Source organism: Amycolatopsis sp. NPDC043887 (assembly GCF_056435665.1).
Map to the genome: position 1 here is coordinate 40,868 of NZ_JBWKEB010000019.1, position 16,104 is coordinate 56,971.

Consider the following 16,104-nt stretch of genomic DNA (forward strand, 5'->3'; position numbering starts at 1 on the left):
GCCGCACGCGATATCGCGGTCCGTGTCAGGCTGTCCGCGTGCGCACGCTGATGACCATGTCACTCCTGCTGGCCGCCGTCCTCGGTGGCTGCGCCGCCGCGCCGGTGAGCGACGCCGCCCCGCCCGCGCCCGAGAAATTCAAAGTGCGGGTGCTCTCGACGCTGCCCCACGACCCGGCCGCCTTCACCCAGGGCCTCGAGTTCTCCGGCGAGACGCTGTACGAGGGGACCGGCCTGGTCGGGAAGTCGTCGATGCGGGCCGGGCCCCCGGGCGCGGCGCCGTCGGTCCGGCAGGACCTGCCCGGCCTGTTCGGCGAGGGCATCACCGTGCTGGGGCCGACGGCCTGGCAGATCACCTGGCAGGACGGCGTCGCGATCGAACGCGACGCCAAGACGCTGGCCGAGCTGAGGCGCGTGAACTACACCGGCGAGGGCTGGGGGCTGTGTCACCGCGACGGGCAGCTGGTGATGAGCGATGGGTCGTCGAAGCTGACCTTCCGTGACCCCGTGACCTTCGCGCCGACAGGCGGTGTCGATGTCGGCCGTGACCAGCTGAACGAGCTGGAATGCGTCGGGGGCTCCGTGTACGCGAACGTCTGGCAGACCGACCGGATCCTGCGGATCGACGCCGCGACCGGGCGGGTGACCGGCGAGATCGACGCGTCCGGGCTCCTCACTCCCGAGGAGCGGAGCTCCGCCGACGTCCTCAACGGCATCGCGGCGGTGCCGGGGACCGACGAATTCCTGATCACCGGCAAGCTCTGGCCCAGGATGTTCCGCGTGAAATTCGTCGCGACCACCTAGAAAGCAGTGGTGAACGCGCGAAGCGAGACCCGCGTAAGGCAGGATTGAAGCGTGGGAATCTTCGGCTCGAACTCTGGACCCGACGGCACGCCTTCCGGCAGGCCGGGCAAGGAGCGTGGCCGCAAGAGCAAGCGGAAGTGGACGCCGGAGCCGGGAGCCGCCCAGGCGCGCAACTGGTCCGCGCCACCGCCCACCCGCGTCGACCAGCAGCCGGTGCCGCCAGCGGCCCGTCCGCAGCACCAGCCCCACTACCAGCCGCATCCGGCCGGGCCGACCGCCGACGAGGCACGCACCAGCGCGATCCCGATGGGGCACCACCAGCCGCCACCGCCGCCGCCCCCGCCGAGGACCCCTCCCCGCGGCGCGCGGCCGTATCCGGATCCTTCGCAGCGGCAGACCGAACCCGTCCGGCGTCGTCCGGGCGGGTTCTACGACGAGCACCCGCCGGGCAGCGGCGAGTACGAGCACTACGACACCGGTGGTTACGCGGGTGAGCCGCGTGTCGCCCAAGAGCAGCCGCACGAGCATCCGACGACCGCGGTCCCGCCACGCGCGGGCTCCCTGCCGAAGATGCCGAAGAAGATCACGGTCACCCGGGTCGCGGCGATGCGCAGCCGTCAGCTCACCGGGCAGGCCGTCGGAGCCTTCCAGCGCGCGACGAAGGCGGACGGCGCCGACAAATCGGGCCTGACTTCGCTGACGTACGCGGTGATGCTGAACTACGCCAGCGACGCCGCCATGGCGATCGCGCTGGCCAACACCTTGTTCTTCGCCGCCACCAGCGGGGAGAGCAAGGGCAAGGTCGCGCTCTACCTGCTCATCACGATCGCCCCGTTCGCGCTGGTCGCGCCGGTGATCGGCCCGGCGCTGGACAAGATCCAGCGCGGCCGCAGGCTCGCGATGTGCGTGTCCTCGGCGGGGCAGGCGCTGATGGCGATCGTGATGGCGCTGCACTTCGACGACTGGCTCCTGTACCCGGCGGCGCTGGGCATGATGGTGCTCTCGAAGTCGTTCACCGTGCTCAAGGCGGCCGTGACCCCACGGGTGCTGCCACCGGAGATCACGCTGTCCAAGACCAACGCGCGGCTGACCGTGTTCGGCCTGGTCGCCGCCGGTGCGTTCGGCGCGCTGGCGAGCGGGGTCAACGCGATCTGGGGTTCTCAGGGCGCGCTGTGGTTCACCATGCTGATCTGTGTCGCCGCCGCGGTGCAGTCGATGCGCATCCCGTCCTGGGTCGAGAAGACCGAGGGCGAGGTGCCGGCGTCGCTGTCCGCGCATCCCGAGCGGCGGGTCAAGAAGCAGCGGCAGCCGATGGGGCGGCAGATCGTCGTCTCGTTGTGGGGCAACGGCACCGTCCGCGTGCTGACCGGGTTCCTGATGATGTTCTCCGCGTTCGCGGTGAAGGCGCAGGCGGAAGGCAGCGGGCAGAGCCCGTTCGACCAGCTGCTGCTGCTCGGGATCATCGGCGCCGCGGCCGGTGTCGGCGGTTTCCTCGGCAACGCGCTGGGCTCGCGGCTGCACTTCGGCAAACCGGATCAGGTGATCCTGGCCTGTGTCGGAGCCTGTCTCGGTATCGCGATCATCGCCACCGTGGCGGCGGGACTGGCGACGGCGGCGATCGTGGCTCTCGTCGGCGCGACCGCGAGCGCGCTGGCGAAGATCAGCCTCGACGCCGTCATCCAGGAAGACCTGCCGGAAGAGTCGCGCGCGTCGGCGTTCGGGCGGTCGGAGACCGTGCTGCAGATGTCCTGGTGCTTCGGCGGTGCCGTCGGCCTGCTGCTGCCGCCGACGTACTGGATCGGCTTCCTGGTGCTGTCGATCCTGCTGGCCGTCGGGTTCACGCAGACGTTCATGGTCCGGCGCGGCACTTCGCTGATCCCGGGGCTCGGCGGCGACCGGCCGCTGCGCCCGGAGCCGACGAGCGAATCGCCGATCCCCTCGCAGCCCGGTGACTCCCGGTGGCGGCCGGGCTCGTAATCTTCACCGTATGCGGCGACTTCGTATTTTGGCCCTACTCGCGGCGGGTGGTTTCGTGGTGGCCGGTTGTGCGGCCCCCGGCCCCGAAGAGGTGACCTTCTTCGCCGACGGCAAGACGGTGAACGTCGCCCCGCTGGCGTCCTGCGACATCAAGAGCGCGCAGTGCACCACCAAGCCCGACGCCGCCGGCAAGCTGCGTATCCGGCCGGGGAAGCCGGTGCAGATCTCGGTGCCGAGCGCGATCGCGGAGACACCGTGGAAGGTCACGGTGCAGTACGTGAACGGCAAGGGCGAGCCGCAGGAGCTCAAGCAGGACATCATCACGTCGCTGGACCGGTTCGCCTACACCGTGACGACGCCCCGGCCCGACGACCAGATCCTCGTCGTCGAGGTCGCGCAGGCTTCGGTGATCAGCCAGACCGGGCGTCCGGAGGACGCGGAGGCGGTCACCACGGCGATCTGGTCGCTGCAGGTCGAGCCGCCGGCCGCCTGAGGGGAGCAAGGGACCTTTGCTACCACGCGCGGCCCATCGGTCCGTGAAGGCCTCCTTGCCTACCCTGAAGGTAGGCAAGGAGGCCTTCACGGACCAGCTGCAGGCCCCCGAGCCACCCGCAGGGGCGCCGATCAGGGATCGAGGTCCCGGGCGACGGCGCGCATGATCTCGGCGATCTGCTTCGTGTTCTTCCGGTCCGGGTAGCGGTTGCGCCGCAGGTCCGGCTGCACCTTGAGCTCGAGCAGCTTGATCATGTCCTCGATGAGCCCGTGCAGCTCCTCGGCGGGACGGCGGCGCGCCTCGGCGACCGACGGCGGCGGGTCCAGCAGCCGGACGGAGAGCGCTTGCGGGCCGCGGCGGCCGTCGGCGACACCGAACTCGAGGCGCTGGCCCGCCTTGAGCCCTTCGACGCCCTGCGGCAGCGCGGCTTTGCGGATGTAGACGTCGGCGCCCCCATCCTGGGTGACGAAACCGAAACCCTTCTCCGCGTCGTACCACTTGACCTTGCCGGTCGGCACTTCCCTCACCAGTCCTTTGCTGTCCTGCTCACAACGAACGCGCCCGGGGCGTACCCAGGGCGCGCGTCCCATAAGCGTATCTCGCCACACGCCCTGTGGAGAAGCGGATACCGGCGGATACCCTCTGCTTCATGGAGACCGCAGTAAAGGAGGCCGCTGTGGCCGTCCCCGAAAAGCCCGGCAAACCGATCCTCATGCGCGTCGGCATCGGCCTGTTCGCGCTCGGCATGATCGCCGTCACAGCGGTGTTCGTGCTGTTCGCCGCCGGACTGGAGAACCTGCCGGTGTGGCTGTCCGCCGCGGCGGGTGTGATCACTCCGCTGGGGCTGGCCCTCGGCCTGATCGCCCTGATCCGCGAGGCTCGCCGAAAGAGCTGAGCCAGCCGGGGAACTCGGTCAGCGAGTCGAACACCACGTCGGCCCCTTCCGCGAGCAGCTCCTCCTTGGTGCACGGGCCGGTCGTGACCCCGATGGGGACCGCACCGGCCGCCAGTGCGCCGCGGATGTCGCCGAGGTGGTCCCCGACGTAGACACGGGCGCCGTGCTCGGTGAGCGCGGCGGCCTTCTCCGTCGACCACAGCTCCCCCACCAGGACGTCGACCTCGAAACCGAGCGCGTCCAGGTGGAGTTTCGCGTTGGGCCCGTACTTGCCGGTGACGACGACGGTGCGCCCACCCGCCTCGTGGACCGCGTGCAGTGCCTCGGCCGCGCCGGGCATCGCGACCGTCACCGGCACGACCGTCTCCGGGTACATCGCGCGGAAGCGCGTCACCAGCTCCGGGATCCGCTCCTCCGGCGCCCCGAAGCCCCGCAGGCTGGCGTCGAGGGGCGGGCCGAGGTTGGCCGCGAAGAACTCGCCGTCCAGCGGCAGGCCGGATTCCACGCCGAGCGCGTTCATCACCGCGACCATGCCCGGCCGCGGATCGATCAATGTCATGTCGAGGTCGAACCCCACAGTGATGCCCACCCGGCCACGGTAGCCGCCACCACCGACTGATTTACACCGAATGGGTGCCCGTCAACTTCTTTGACATGGACGCGATCTGTGTCAAGCTGGAAATGTGGGCGACATCACGAGCTTCTCCGATCGAACCAAGGCCTCTCTGCGGGAGGCTCTGCTCGACGCGGCGACCGACCTGCTCACCGAACGCGGCTACACGGCCCTGCGGATGGCGGACGTCGCCGCCCGCGCCGGAGTGAGCAGGCAGACCGTCTACAACGAGTTCGGCAACAAGGGCACGCTCGCCGAGGCCGTGATCCTCCGGACGACGTCGGAGTTCCTGGAAGGCATCCGCCTGCGCGTCCAGGACGCGCGGAACCTGCGCGACGGGATCCGGGTGGCGGTCGTCCACACGATCGAGCACGCCCGCGAGAACCGGCTCGTCGCCACGACACTCGGCACCGAAGCGGGCGAGGATCTCCTTCCCCTGCTGACCACCAAAGGCGAACCGATCCTGGCCGCGGCCACCGAGGTCGCGGCCGGGCAGTACCGCGAGTTCGAGCCGTCGCTGTCCCCGGAATCCGCCGCGCTGCTGGCGGAGACCGTCGTGCGGCTTTCCCTCTCCCATCTCGTCATGCCGACGCATTCGGCCGACGAGGCGGCGGCTTCGGTCGTCGCCGTGCTGGCGCCCGCCATCCGGGCGCTGACCACTGATTAGTCCACAATGGAGTGACATGAAGGGTACGTCATGACCGATACGGTCTCCGAACTGCGGACCGGTTTTTCCTCACTGCGCGAAGGCGGGCTGAATTGGGACTCGTTCCCCTTGCGGCTGTTCGTCAAGGGGAACATGAAGTTCTGGAATCCCGCCGACATCGACTTCTCCCGGGAGCGCGAGGGCTGGGAGACGCTCAACCCGGAGCAGCAGCGGTCGGCGACGTACCTGGTGTCGCAGTTCATCGCGGGCGAAGAGGCTGTCACCGAAGACATCCAGCCGTTCATGCGGGCGATGTCCGCGACCGGGCGCTTCGGCGACGAGATGTACCTGACGCAGTTCTGCTTCGAAGAAGCCAAGCACACCGAGGTGTTCCGCCGCTGGATGGACGCCGTCGGTCTCACCGAGGACCTGCATCCGTATGTCGCGGAGAATCCGCACTACCGCAAGCTTTTCTACGAGGAGCTGCCGCAGTCCTTGCGTGCGCTGGAGGACGATCCCAGTCCGCTCAACCAGATCCGCGCGAGCGTCACCTACAACCACGTCATCGAAGGCAGTCTCGCGCTGACCGGGTACTACTCGTGGCAGCTGATCTGCACGCAGCACAACATCCTGCCGGGTGTGCAGGAGGTGGTACGCCGTATCGGCGACGACGAACGCCGCCACATGGCGTGGGGCACCTTCACCTGCCGCCGTCACGTCGCCGCGGACGACTCACTGTGGGACGCGGTGCAGCAGCGGATGGGCGAACTGCTACCCCACGCGCTCGACATGATCCAGTGGGTGCAGAGCCAGTTCGAGGAACCTCCCTTCGACTTCGACCAGGACGAGATCACCCAGTACGCGGCGGACCGGGCGCGGCGGCGCCTCGGCGCGATCGAGTCCGCGCGCGGGATGCCGGTGGAGCAGATCGACCTCGACTACTCGCCGGAGAACCTCGAAGAGACCTTCGGCGAAGAAGACGCGAAGGCGATCGCCGCGGCCGCCGCCAACACCGCGGCCTGATGTGCCGTGAAGGCCTCCTTCCCTACTCTGAGGGTAGGGAAGGAGGCCTTCACGGACTTACCCGGCGGGCCAGTAGACGGCATGCGTGCGGCCGTTCTCGTTGTCGGACAGGCCGATGATCGTCCCGTTCGCCGTGATGTGGTCGGCGACGCTGTAGGTACCGCCCGGCAAAGCGCCGAGCACCGTCCGGGTGCCGTCGGCGGCCCACTTCGTCGCGATGTTGTTCTCCAGGCCGACGACCGTCCCCGCCCGGTCGATGTCGTGACCCAGTCCGCGTTCGGTCGAAAGCGTCGTACGGGTTCCCGCCCGGTTCCACTTGACCGGGCTCTCCGTTCCGAACACCAGGTAACCGCCGCCGGCGGCGGCACCGGCGTTGTTGACCGCCATCGCCCAGCCCGGCCACATCTCCGGGTACTCCAGCCAGGTCATCCGCCCGTCACGCTCCCCATCGCACGGGTTTCGGATTGCCGTTCACGTCGTCGGCACTTCCCACGATCACGCCGAAATCGTTCATGTCCTCCGGGGTGCCGCGCGGATTGCCGGGGGAAAGATCGGTGATCGCGCCGGCGAGGTTCCAGCGCACGACGTGGTTGTTCCCGGCGGCGTCGGACGCCGTCCCGGCGACGGCACTGCCGTCCGGGGTGATCCATTCCGCGTTGGCGTATGACCCGCCCGGCAGGCCGCCGAGGTCCACCACCTTCCCGTCCGGATTCCACCGCACGGCGTGGATCTTCCCGTCCGCGGCCCGCGCCGCGCCGACGATCACGCCACGGTCGGTGATCGCGTTCGCGATCGCGTAATCCCCGCCCGCCAGGTAGGGCAACGCGGTGACCGTGCCGTCCGGCGCCCATTTGACCGCCGCCTTGCTCTGTTCACCGCCGAGGCCCGGCAGCGCGGAAATGCGGCCCCGCGGGTCCCATTTCGCCGCGTGGTACTTGATCTGGCCGTCCGGCGGCGTCGACGAGCCGACCATGACGCCGTCGTCGTTGACCGCGTTGACCTGGCTGTACTGGTCTCCCGGCAGGGGTTCCCGGATCGATGGGGGCGGTCGCGGGAGCCGCGGCCGCCGCGCCGGGCAGCGACAGCGGCAGGACGATCGCCGAGACGGTCAGGGCGAGAACTCTTCTGCTTCGCTCGAGTTTCATTCTTCTCCCCTCGCGGCGGTTCGGATCCACCGCGAAGGGAACACGCGGCAAAACTGTGACAGGTTGCCCCCGAAGTGTCAGGCGTGTTCGGTCGCCGCCGCCTTTTCGAGTCCGAGGATGCTGATCGACTCCGCCCGCATCTCGACCTTGCGCACCTTGCCGGTCACCGTCATCGGGAACTCCTCGACGACGTGGACGTACCGCGGGATCTTGTAGCGCGCCAGCTTCCCCTCGCAGAACTCCCGCACGGCTTCGGCCGTCAGCGGCTCCGCGCCCTCGCGCATGCGGACCCACGCCATCAGTTCCTCGCCGTACTTCTCGTCCGGGACGCCGATGACCTGCGCGTCGAGGATGTCCGGATGGGTGTAGAGGAACTCCTCGATCTCGCGCGGGTACAGGTTCTCACCGCCGCGGATGACCATGTCCTTGATCCGGCCGGTGATGTTGACGTACCCGTCGGCGTCCATGATCGCGAGGTCGCCGGTGTGCATCCACCGCGCCGCGTCGATCGCCTCGGCCGTCTTGTCGGCCTGCTCCCAGTAGCCGAGCATCACCGAGTAGCCGCGGGTGCAGAGTTCGCCGGGTTCGCCGCGCGGCACGGTCAGCCCGGTCTCCGGATCGACGACCTTGACCTCCAGATGCGGCCCGACCCGCCCGACCGTCGACACCCGCCGTTCCACCGAATCATCCGCGCGGGTCTGCGTGGACACCGGCGACGTCTCGGTCATGCCGTAGCAGATCGACACCTCCGCCATGCCCATCCGGTCGATGACCTGTTTCATCACCTCGACCGGGCACGGCGAGCCCGCCATGATCCCGGTGCGCAGCGAGGACAGGTCGTGGGAAGCGAAGTCCGGGTCGGCCAGTTCGGCGATGAACATCGTCGGGACGCCGTACAGGGAAGTGCATTTCTCGGCCGCGACGGCTTCGAGGGTGGCCTTCGGCTCGAACGCGGGCGCCGGGATGACCATGCACGCGCCGTGGGTCGTCGCCGCGAGATTGCCCATCACCATGCCGAAACAGTGGTAGAAGGGCACGGGGATGCAGATCTTGTCGGCTTCGGTGTAGTTGCAGAGTTCGCCGACGAAGTAGCCGTTGTTGAGGATGTTGTGGTGGCTCAGCGTGGCGCCCTTGGGGAACCCCGTGGTGCCGGACGTGTACTGGATGTTGATCGGGTCGTCCGCGGACAGTTCGCCTTGGCGCTTGGCGAGCCTCGACGGATCCGCGCCGCGTCCGTTCTCCAGCAGCGACGTCCACTCCTCGCTTTCGAGCAGCACGACGTGTTCCAGCGCCGGGCATTTCGGGCCCGCTTCGGCGATCATGCCCGCGTAGTCCGACGTCTTGAACGACGCCGCGGCCACGATGAGCTTGATCCCGGCCTGGTTCAGCACGTACTCGAGTTCGTGCGAGCGGTACGCCGGGTTGATGTTGACCAGGATCGCGCCGATCTTCGCGCATCCGTACTGGACGCAGGTCCACTCCCACCGGTTCGGCGACCAGATGCCGACGCGGTCGCCCTTGGCGATCCCGAGGTCCAGCAGGCCCAGTGCGAGCGCGTCCACCTCGGCGGCGAGTTCGGTGTAGGTCCAGCGTTTCCCGGCGGCGCGGTCGACGAGCGCGTCCCGGTCGCCGAAGGCGGCGACGGTGCGGTCGAAGTCGTCCCCGATGGTGTCCCCCAGCAGCGGGGTGTCCGAGATTCCCGATGCGTAGCTCGGCAAGGCGGGGGCGTCGGGCATGGAGACTCCTGCGTTCGGCGGCATCGACGCGTCGAGTCTAGGAACGCGGCGTGACGGCGGCCACCTGCAAGTGGAGACCACCTCAGGGGAAACCCGGAGGCCGGGTCCGGCCGTGGCGGATATCGTCGGAGACATGCGCCTCTACATCGTCGACGCCTTCACCTCCGAGGCCTTCGCCGGTAACTCCGCCGGCGTCGTGCTGCTGGACTCGCCGGGCGACGCGGGCTGGATGCAGTCCGTCGCCGCCGAGTTGAAGCACGCCGAGACGGCCTTCGTCGAGGTCGGTGGCGAAGGCCCGAAGTCGCTTCGCTGGTTCACGCCGGAGACCGAAGTCGACCTGTGCGGGCACGCGACGCTGGCGACCACGCACGTCCTCGGCGGCGAACAGACCTTCACGACGAAAAGCGGCGAGTTGCGCTGCCGCGCCGAAGACGGCTGGGTGTCGATGGACTTCCCGTCGGACCCGCCCCGCGAGTCGGACGACGATCTGTCGTCGATCCTGCCGGGTGTCTCCTTCGAGTACGTCGGGCGTAGTAAGCACAACCTGTTCGCGGTGGTGGACGACGCTTCCGTGGTGCGCTCGCTCGCCCCGGACCTCGCCGCGCTGCGCGCGCACTGGAACGGGCGGCTGATGGTCACCGCGCCGGGTGACGTGGACGGGATCGACTTCGTCACCCGGTTCTTCGCGCCGGGCGTCGGCATCGACGAAGACCCGGTCACCGGCTCCGCGCATTGCGTCCTCGCGCCGTACTGGGCCGCTCGCCTCGGCCGGGAGAAGCTCGTCGGCGAACAGGCCTCGTCCCGCGGCGGCATCGTCCGGATGAGTCTCGAAGGCGACCGCGTCCTGCTTTCGGGGCAGGCGGTCACCGTGGCCAGCGGGGAGTTGCACGTCTGATGCGCCTGATCCTGAACGTCATCTGGCTCGTGCTGTGCGGCCTGTGGATGGCGCTCGGCTACGTCGTCGCCGGCGTCATCTGCTGCATCCTGATCGTCACCATCCCGTTCGGGCTGGCGTCGTTCCGGATCGCGGCCTACGCGCTCTGGCCGTTCGGCCGCACCGTGGTGGACCGGCGCGACGCCGGGGCCGCGTCGACGATCGGCAACGTCATCTGGTTCCTCTTCGCCGGGCTTTGGCTCGCGATCGGGCATGTGCTGACCGGGGTGGCGCTCTGCGTCACGATCATCGGGATCCCGCTCGGCGTGGCGAACTTCAAGATGATCCCGGTCTCGCTGATGCCGCTGGGCAAGGAGATCGTGGAGCTCCCCTGACGATCAGTCCTCGGGTTCCCAGGGCAGCGGCACGATGAGGCACGGGCCGCCGACGAACAACCCGCCGTCGATCCCCAGCGCCTTCCCGCCCGCGTAGAGGTACGGTCCCTCGATCTGCGCGGGGTGGATCCCGAGCTGGTCGGCGATGACGCTGTGCCCGTGCACGATCCGCTCGCCGCCGAGCCGGTCCATGACCTGCTGCGCGACGTCCGCGCCGTCCGGGCCGCGGAAGGCGTAGCGCGTGGTCATCCGCCGCCAGACGTCCCACCAGGCCTGGATGTCGCTGCCTTCGAGGATTTCGCGGCCGCGCGCGTTGATGCCGTCGATGTCCTCGCCCCAGTCGAGGTACTCGAGCGTGTCCGAATGCATCAGCAGATGGTCCGCGGCCAGCGTCAGCATCGGACGGGAAGTCAGCCATTCGATATGTTGCGGGGTGAGCCTGTCCTGGTCTTCGAGCAGCCCGCCGTTGATCTCCCAGCTGCGGGCGAAGCTGCGCGGACCGAAGTCGGACGGCACCTCGGTGTCGCCGAAGTGGTACATCCCGAGCAGCAGGATCTCGTGGTTGCCCAGCAGCGTCCCGCAGTGGCCGCCCGCCGTCGCGGCCTGCCGTTCCAGCCGCATCACCAGGTCGATGACGCCGACGCCGTCGGGCCCCCGGTCGACGAAGTCACCGAGGAACCAGAGGGTCGTCTCCCCACCGGACCAGTCGTCGTCGGAGTCGATCAGCCCCTTCGCCCGGAGCGCTTCGGCCAGCTCGTCCCGGTGTCCGTGCACGTCACCGACCACGTAGGTCGAGGACGCGGGCTGATCGTCGTGCATCGTCTGACGATAAGCCCTCCGCATGCGGCTGTGTCGCTCAGCCTGTTGGCGGAGCTGATGACGGCCCGCGAAACCGGCCGAAGGCCCCGCTACGGGGCTCGGTCGCTCGCCTCTCCACACCGAGGTTGTGGCTTTCGCGACACGCCGCGCACGGACGGCACCTGGCCGGTCCCACCCGTGGAGAAGTGAGAGGTGACGGCGCCGCGCCCTGCCGACGTCGATCTCGGACGCGGGTTCACCACGGACTCAGCCTTCGCCGAAGGGGTCGCCGGTGCGCCCGACCAGATCGGCGATGGAGTCGATGATCTTGGTCGGCCGGTACGGGTAGTGCTCGGCGCTCTCCCGCGTGGAGATGCCGGTGAGCACCAGGATCGTCTGCAATCCGGCCTCGATTCCCGAGTGGACGTCGGTGTCCATCCGGTCGCCGATCATCAGCGTCGACTCCGAATGCGCGCCGAGCCGCCGCAGCGCGGAGCGCATCATCAGCGGGTTCGGCTTGCCAACGTAGTACGGCGAGCGGCCGGTCGCCTTCTCGATCAGCGCCGCGACCGAACCGGTGGCGGGCATCGAGCCCTCCATGCTCGGGCCGGTGGCGTCCGGGTTGGTCGCGATGAACTTGGCGCCGCCCTCGATGAGCCTGATCGCGCGGGTTATCGCGCTGAAGCTGTACGTGCGGGTCTCGCCGAGTACCACGTAGTCCGGGTCGCGTTCGGTCAGCACGTAGCCGACCTCGTGCAGGGCCGTGGTGAGCCCGGCTTCGCCGATCACGAACGCCGAGCCGTTCGGCCGCTGCGACGCGAGGAACTTCGCGGTCGCCAGCGCGGAGGTCCAGATGGCCTCCTCGGGGATGTCGAGACCGGTCCGCTCGAGCCTCGCCCGCAGGTCGCGCGGGGTGTAGATCGAGTTGTTGGTCAGCACCAGGAAGCCGATGTCGTTGGCGCGCAGCTCCTTGAGGAACTCGTCCGCGCCGGGTACGAGATGCTCCTCCTGGACCAGCACGCCATCCATGTCGCTGAGGTATGTCCAACGGCGCTCGTTCATACCGCCCACCCTAATGATCCGAGACGGCGTGAACAGCCACGGACGCCGCCTTGACCGAAAGATTGACCGGTGTGCCGGGTTCGAGCGCCAGCTCGGCGACCGCGGCCGGGGTGAGGTCCGCGGCGAGACCCGCCGCCCAGTCGTCGCCGCGGGCCCGGACACGGATCACCGGTCCGTGGGGTTCGAGCGCGTCGACGATTCCCTCGACGGTGTTGCGCGGGCTGCCCCGGTGCTCGCCGTCCCGCAGGTACACCGCCACGGCACTGGGCGCGAAGACGGCGACGGCCGCTTCGCCCTCGACGACGTCCTCGGCCGGAATTCCGGCCAGCTGCCCGCCTGACATGCGCAAACCGCCCTCGACGGCGATACCGGGCACCAGGTTCAGCCCGGCGATCCGCGCGGTGAACGCCGTGCGCGGCGCGGAGAGGACCTTGCGGGTCTCGCCGCGTTCGACGATCCGGCCGCCGTCGAGGACGGCGACGTGATCGGCCAGCGCCAGCGCGTCGAGGGGGTCGTGGGTGACCAGCACGGTCGGCGGCCCGGAACGCAGGACCCGCCGGAGCAGCCCCCGGATGGCGGGCGCCGCGTCGACGTCCAGGGCGGCGAAGGGCTCGTCGAGCAGCAGGAGTCCCGGCTCGGCGGCCAGCGCCCGCGCGATCGCGACCCGCTGCGCCTGCCCGCCGGAGAGCTGCGCGGGCCGCCGTGCGGCCAGTTCGAGAGCGTCCACTTCGGTCAGCCACTCCCGCGCACGCTTCTTCGCCTCGGCGCGGCCGGCACCGGTCGAGCGCGGCGCGAAGGCGACGTTGTCCAAAGCGGACAGATGCGGGAACAGCAGTGCGTCCTGGGAGAGCAGGCCGATACCGCGCGCGTGCGGCGGCAGGCCCGCCAGGTCGCGGCCGTCGAGGGTGATCCGCGCCCGGCCGGGCCGGAGCAGCCCGGCGAGGCAGCCGAGCACACTGGACTTCCCCGACCCGTTCGGGCCGAGCAGCGCGAGCACCCCGCCGTCGGGAACTTCGAAGCCGACGTCCAAGGTGAACTCGCCACGCCGCAGGGCGAGCTCGGCCGACAGGGTCACGACCGGACTCCTTCGAGCGCGCGCGGCCGGGCGAGCGCGATCACCGCGACGGCGACCAGGATGAGCAGCAACGCGAGCGCCACCGCGCTGTCGACGTCGACCTCGGCCTGGGTGTAGACCTCCAGCGGCAGGGTCCGGGTCACCCCTTCCAGGCTGCCGGCGAAGGTGATCGTCGCGCCGAACTCGCCCAGCGCCCGCGCGAAGCTCAGCACGATGCCCGAACCGAGCGCGGGCAGCAGCAGCGGCAGCGTGACCCGGCGGAACACCGTCCACGGTTCGGCGCCCAGTGTGGATGCGACCCTTTCGTACCGGTCGCCGGCGCCCCGGAGAGCTCCTTCGAGGCTGACCACCAGGAACGGCATCGCGACGAACGTCTGCGCGATGACCACGGCCGCCGTGGTGAACGGCACCTGCTCACCGGTCAGGGTGGTCACCAGGATCCCGAGGAAACCCTTGCGGCCCAACAGGTACAACAACGCCAGGCCGCCGACCACCGGCGGCAGCACCAGCGGCAGCAGCACCACCGCGCGCAGCACGCGGACACCGCGCGCCCCCGAGCGCGCGAGCACCACGGCGAGCGGGACCCCGAGCAGCACACAGGCCACAGTGGACAGTCCGGCGGTGATCAGCGAGAGCTTGAGCGCGTTCAGCGACGACGTCGAGGTGATGAGGCTCGGGAAGCGGGACAGGTCCGAACGCACCAGAAGGCCGACGACCGGCAGTACCACCAGCGCCAGCGCGCAGATCGCCGGCGGCCACAACACCCACGGCACCCCGGCCCCCGCATTTCGTCCTCTGAATGCGGTACTTGCGCGTGCATCTACCGCGTCCAGAGGACGAAATGCGGGGTCAGGGCGTGCCAAAACCGGCCTTCGCGAGTTCGTTCTTGCCCTCCGCGCCGAGGACGAAGTCCCTGAACAGCCCGGCGAGCCGAGCCTGCGGAGCGTCCTTCACCACCGCGATCGGGTAGTCGTTGACCGCGCCCGCCGCCTCCGGGAAGTCCACCTTGTCCACCTTCGCGGCCGCGGAGGTCGCGTCGGTGACGTAGACGAGTCCCGCGTCGGCGTCACCCGACTGCACCTTCGCGAGCACAGACTTGACGTCCTGTTCCTCGCTCGCGGGCTTGAGCGTGACCCCGGACGACTGCTGGACCTTCTTCGCCGCCGACCCGCACGGCACCTGCGGCGCGCAGACGACGACGGTCAGCCCGTCCTGCGCGAGATCGGCCAGCCCCTTGATGCCCTGGGGGTTGCCCTTGCCGACCGCGATGGCGAGCCGATTGGTGGCGAAGACCGACGGCTGCCCGTCGATCAGCCCGGCCTTGGCGGCCTTGTCCATATTGGCCTTGTCTGCGGAAGCGAAGAAGTCCGCCTTCGCGCCTTGGGTCAGCTTCTGGACCAGCGCCGAGGAACCCTCGAAGCTGAACTTCACGGTCACCCCGGAGTTCTGTGCCTCGAACCGCTTGCCCAGCGCCCCGAACGACTCGGTCAGCGACGCCGCGGCGAAGACGGTCAGCGTCCTTCCTCCTTCTTGAGGCGCCGCCTCCGAACCACAGGCCGTCGCGGCCAGCGCCAGCGCGAGCAGGACGGGCGCGAGCTTCCTCATCGGCTTCCTTCCGGGGTTTCGACCACGACGGTGGTCGCCTTGACGACGGCGACCGCGAGCACCCCCGGCCGCAGTCCGAGTTCGCGGACGGCCTCGGCGCTCATCAGGGAGACCACGCGATGCCGGCCGCACTGCAGCTCGACCTGTGCCATCACCTTGTCCGTGATCACCTCGGTGACGAGCCCGACGAACCGGTTCCGCGCGGAGCGGCCGACACTCGAAGGGTCCTCAGGCTGTTCTGCCTGCGCCTTGGCGAACGCGGCGAGCTCGGCGCCGTCGACGACCTTGCGGCCCGCCGAGTCGTCGAACGCGGTCAACTGGCCGGCACGTACCCACCGGCGGACGGTGTCGTCGCTGACGCCGAGCAGACGAGCGGCCTCGGACAACCGGAATTGCGGCATGTCCGGAAGGTTACTTCCGCAGATGCGGAAAAGCTATGGACGCGGAGAATCGCCGGGGAGTTCGTCGCGGAGGCCGTCGAGCACCGCGCTCTGGAATCGCTCCAGCACTTTCCGTTCCTCGGGAGAGAACTGTTCGAGCACCGTCTTCATGTTCGTGTACGCGGATTCGAAGAGCGGCGCGTGCCGCTCCATGGCGCCGGGGACGACCTCGATCAGGACCTTCCGGCGGTCGGCGGTATCACGGACACGGCGGGCGAGACCGGCCTTCTCGAGCCTGTCCATGACGCCGGTCACAGCACCCGTCGACAGTCCGGTCAGTTCGGCGATCCTGCCCGCTGTCAACGGTCCCGGCGCCTGGCCCGCCAGTTCGAGCACCTTGTGATCGGTGGCCGACAGGCCCATCCGCTCGGCGATCCTGGCGTGCCGGAGAACGGTCAGCGTGCTGCTCTCCCTGCCGAGATGGGCGAACCGGGCCAATTCCTCCGCCGAGAGCGGATATTTCGCCATCCGGAAACCCTTCCGATTCTGTGCGAAGAGGGATTGTAGACAGTCGGTTTTCGCCG

The 16,104-nt window shown here is 69.3% G+C and carries 20 protein-coding genes; 8 read left to right on the plus strand and 12 right to left on the minus strand.

Annotated features, from left to right (window positions below; translation table 11 throughout):
- Positions 1 to 38 precede the first annotated feature (38 nt).
- Genes AC069H_RS36315 through AC069H_RS36325 form a run of 3 tightly spaced genes read left to right on the plus strand, consistent with a single transcriptional unit; the run spans position 39 to position 3,273 of the window.
- The gene (locus tag AC069H_RS36315) at positions 39 to 803 is read left to right on the plus strand and encodes a glutaminyl-peptide cyclotransferase (RefSeq protein ID WP_478225273.1); all 765 of its coding nucleotides are present in this window, start codon (positions 39 to 41) and stop codon (positions 801 to 803) included.
- 51 nt (positions 804 to 854) lie between these two features.
- A complete protein-coding gene (locus AC069H_RS36320) occupies positions 855 to 2,780 on the plus strand; it encodes an MFS transporter (protein WP_478235355.1) in 1,926 nt (641 codons plus the stop codon).
- A 28-nt stretch (positions 2,781 to 2,808) separates the two neighbouring features.
- Positions 2,809 to 3,273 carry a DUF2771 family protein gene (locus AC069H_RS36325; RefSeq protein WP_478225538.1) on the plus strand — a complete coding sequence of 155 codons (465 nt, stop codon included), beginning with the start codon at positions 2,809 to 2,811 and terminating at the stop codon, positions 3,271 to 3,273.
- Positions 3,274 to 3,404: 131 nt separating this feature from the next.
- Here the strand turns inward: AC069H_RS36325 and AC069H_RS36330 are convergent, their stop codons facing one another.
- Complete coding sequence (locus AC069H_RS36330; RefSeq protein ID WP_016337551.1) at positions 3,405 to 3,791, minus strand: cold-shock protein; 387 nt, start codon at positions 3,789 to 3,791, stop codon at positions 3,405 to 3,407.
- A gap of 131 nt (positions 3,792 to 3,922) precedes the next feature.
- Between AC069H_RS36330 and AC069H_RS36335 the strand changes: the two genes are divergently transcribed.
- On the plus strand, positions 3,923 to 4,168 hold the full coding sequence (locus tag AC069H_RS36335) for a hypothetical protein (protein ID WP_125683903.1): 246 nt from the start codon (positions 3,923 to 3,925) through the stop codon (positions 4,166 to 4,168).
- On the opposite strand, the gene AC069H_RS36340 is transcribed toward AC069H_RS36335, so the two are convergent.
- The gene (locus tag AC069H_RS36340) at positions 4,104 to 4,757 is read right to left on the minus strand and encodes an HAD family hydrolase (RefSeq protein WP_478235356.1); all 654 of its coding nucleotides are present in this window, start codon (positions 4,755 to 4,757) and stop codon (positions 4,104 to 4,106) included. The two genes, AC069H_RS36335 and AC069H_RS36340, sit on opposite strands and share 65 nt — an antisense overlap.
- A 94-nt stretch (positions 4,758 to 4,851) precedes the next feature.
- Between AC069H_RS36340 and AC069H_RS36345 the strand changes: the two genes are divergently transcribed.
- Together AC069H_RS36345 and AC069H_RS36350 are read left to right on the plus strand one after the other, a co-directional pair.
- A complete protein-coding gene (locus AC069H_RS36345) occupies positions 4,852 to 5,448 on the plus strand; it encodes a TetR/AcrR family transcriptional regulator (protein ID WP_478225270.1) in 597 nt (198 codons plus the stop codon).
- Positions 5,449 to 5,478: 30 nt separating this feature from the next.
- Positions 5,479 to 6,450, plus strand: coding sequence for a R2-like ligand-binding oxidase (locus tag AC069H_RS36350; RefSeq protein WP_478225269.1), 972 nt, complete (start codon positions 5,479 to 5,481; stop codon positions 6,448 to 6,450).
- Between the two features lie 57 nt (positions 6,451 to 6,507).
- Here AC069H_RS36350 and AC069H_RS36355 read toward each other — a convergent pair whose 3' ends face one another.
- The 3 genes from AC069H_RS36355 to AC069H_RS36365 form a co-directional block, all read right to left on the minus strand.
- Positions 6,508 to 6,879, minus strand: coding sequence for a hypothetical protein (locus AC069H_RS36355; protein WP_478235357.1), 372 nt, complete (start codon positions 6,877 to 6,879; stop codon positions 6,508 to 6,510).
- 7 nt (positions 6,880 to 6,886) lie between these two features.
- A complete protein-coding gene (locus AC069H_RS36360; protein ID WP_478235358.1) occupies positions 6,887 to 7,423 on the minus strand; it encodes a hypothetical protein in 537 nt (178 codons plus the stop codon).
- Positions 7,424 to 7,672: 249 nt separating this feature from the next.
- Positions 7,673 to 9,331: an AMP-binding protein gene (locus AC069H_RS36365; protein WP_478235359.1), complete on the minus strand. Its 1,659-nt coding sequence runs from the start codon at positions 9,329 to 9,331 to the stop codon at positions 7,673 to 7,675.
- A 133-nt stretch (positions 9,332 to 9,464) separates the two neighbouring features.
- Between AC069H_RS36365 and AC069H_RS36370 the strand changes: the two genes are divergently transcribed.
- Positions 9,465 to 10,226 carry a PhzF family phenazine biosynthesis protein gene (locus AC069H_RS36370; RefSeq protein ID WP_478235360.1) on the plus strand — a complete coding sequence of 254 codons (762 nt, stop codon included), beginning with the start codon at positions 9,465 to 9,467 and terminating at the stop codon, positions 10,224 to 10,226.
- On the plus strand, positions 10,226 to 10,600 hold the full coding sequence (locus AC069H_RS36375) for a YccF domain-containing protein (protein ID WP_034308373.1): 375 nt from the start codon (positions 10,226 to 10,228) through the stop codon (positions 10,598 to 10,600). The genes AC069H_RS36370 and AC069H_RS36375 overlap by 1 nt, the downstream gene beginning before the upstream one ends.
- A gap of 3 nt (positions 10,601 to 10,603) precedes the next feature.
- Here AC069H_RS36375 and AC069H_RS36380 read toward each other — a convergent pair whose 3' ends face one another.
- The 7 genes from AC069H_RS36380 to AC069H_RS36410 form a co-directional block, all read right to left on the minus strand.
- Positions 10,604 to 11,419, minus strand: a complete 816-nt coding sequence (locus tag AC069H_RS36380; protein ID WP_478225265.1) for a metallophosphoesterase — start codon at positions 11,417 to 11,419, stop codon at positions 10,604 to 10,606.
- 246 nt (positions 11,420 to 11,665) lie between these two features.
- Positions 11,666 to 12,460: an HAD-IIA family hydrolase gene (locus tag AC069H_RS36385; RefSeq protein WP_034308369.1), complete on the minus strand. Its 795-nt coding sequence runs from the start codon at positions 12,458 to 12,460 to the stop codon at positions 11,666 to 11,668.
- Positions 12,461 to 12,470: 10 nt separating this feature from the next.
- Entirely contained in the window at positions 12,471 to 13,535 is a 1,065-nt protein-coding gene (locus AC069H_RS36390) for a sulfate/molybdate ABC transporter ATP-binding protein (protein ID WP_478235361.1), read from the minus strand.
- Complete coding sequence (locus tag AC069H_RS36395; protein WP_478235362.1) at positions 13,532 to 14,308, minus strand: ABC transporter permease; 777 nt, start codon at positions 14,306 to 14,308, stop codon at positions 13,532 to 13,534. Before AC069H_RS36395 ends, AC069H_RS36390 begins: the two co-directional genes overlap by 4 nt.
- Positions 14,309 to 14,384: 76 nt before the next feature.
- The gene (gene modA, locus AC069H_RS36400; RefSeq protein WP_478235363.1) at positions 14,385 to 15,140 is read right to left on the minus strand and encodes a molybdate ABC transporter substrate-binding protein; all 756 of its coding nucleotides are present in this window, start codon (positions 15,138 to 15,140) and stop codon (positions 14,385 to 14,387) included.
- Entirely contained in the window at positions 15,137 to 15,541 is a 405-nt protein-coding gene (locus tag AC069H_RS36405; RefSeq protein ID WP_478225261.1) for a TOBE domain-containing protein, read from the minus strand. The genes modA and AC069H_RS36405 overlap by 4 nt, the downstream gene beginning before the upstream one ends.
- Before the next feature lie 33 nt (positions 15,542 to 15,574).
- Complete coding sequence (locus tag AC069H_RS36410) at positions 15,575 to 16,048, minus strand: MarR family transcriptional regulator (RefSeq protein WP_478225260.1); 474 nt, start codon at positions 16,046 to 16,048, stop codon at positions 15,575 to 15,577.
- Positions 16,049 to 16,104 lie beyond the last annotated feature (56 nt).

Coding starts and splice junctions, on each gene's coding strand:
- AC069H_RS36335 (WP_125683903.1), top strand. CDS start 3,923: ATGGAGACCGCAGTAAAGGAGGCCGCTGTGGCCGTCCCCGAAAAGCCC.
- AC069H_RS36350 (WP_478225269.1), top strand. CDS start 5,479: ATGACCGATACGGTCTCCGAACTGCGGACCGGTTTTTCCTCACTGCGC.
- AC069H_RS36355 (WP_478235357.1), bottom strand. CDS start 6,879: ATGACCTGGCTGGAGTACCCGGAGATGTGGCCGGGCTGGGCGATGGCG.
- AC069H_RS36360 (WP_478235358.1), bottom strand. CDS start 7,423: ATGGTCGGCTCGTCGACGCCGCCGGACGGCCAGATCAAGTACCACGCG.
- AC069H_RS36365 (WP_478235359.1), bottom strand. CDS start 9,331: ATGCCCGACGCCCCCGCCTTGCCGAGCTACGCATCGGGAATCTCGGAC.
- AC069H_RS36370 (WP_478235360.1), top strand. CDS start 9,465: ATGCGCCTCTACATCGTCGACGCCTTCACCTCCGAGGCCTTCGCCGGT.
- AC069H_RS36375 (WP_034308373.1), top strand. CDS start 10,226: ATGCGCCTGATCCTGAACGTCATCTGGCTCGTGCTGTGCGGCCTGTGG.
- AC069H_RS36380 (WP_478225265.1), bottom strand. CDS start 11,419: ATGCACGACGATCAGCCCGCGTCCTCGACCTACGTGGTCGGTGACGTG.
- AC069H_RS36385 (WP_034308369.1), bottom strand. CDS start 12,460: ATGAACGAGCGCCGTTGGACATACCTCAGCGACATGGATGGCGTGCTG.
- modA (WP_478235363.1), bottom strand. CDS start 15,140: ATGAGGAAGCTCGCGCCCGTCCTGCTCGCGCTGGCGCTGGCCGCGACG.
- AC069H_RS36405 (WP_478225261.1), bottom strand. CDS start 15,541: ATGCCGCAATTCCGGTTGTCCGAGGCCGCTCGTCTGCTCGGCGTCAGC.
- AC069H_RS36410 (WP_478225260.1), bottom strand. CDS start 16,048: ATGGCGAAATATCCGCTCTCGGCGGAGGAATTGGCCCGGTTCGCCCAT.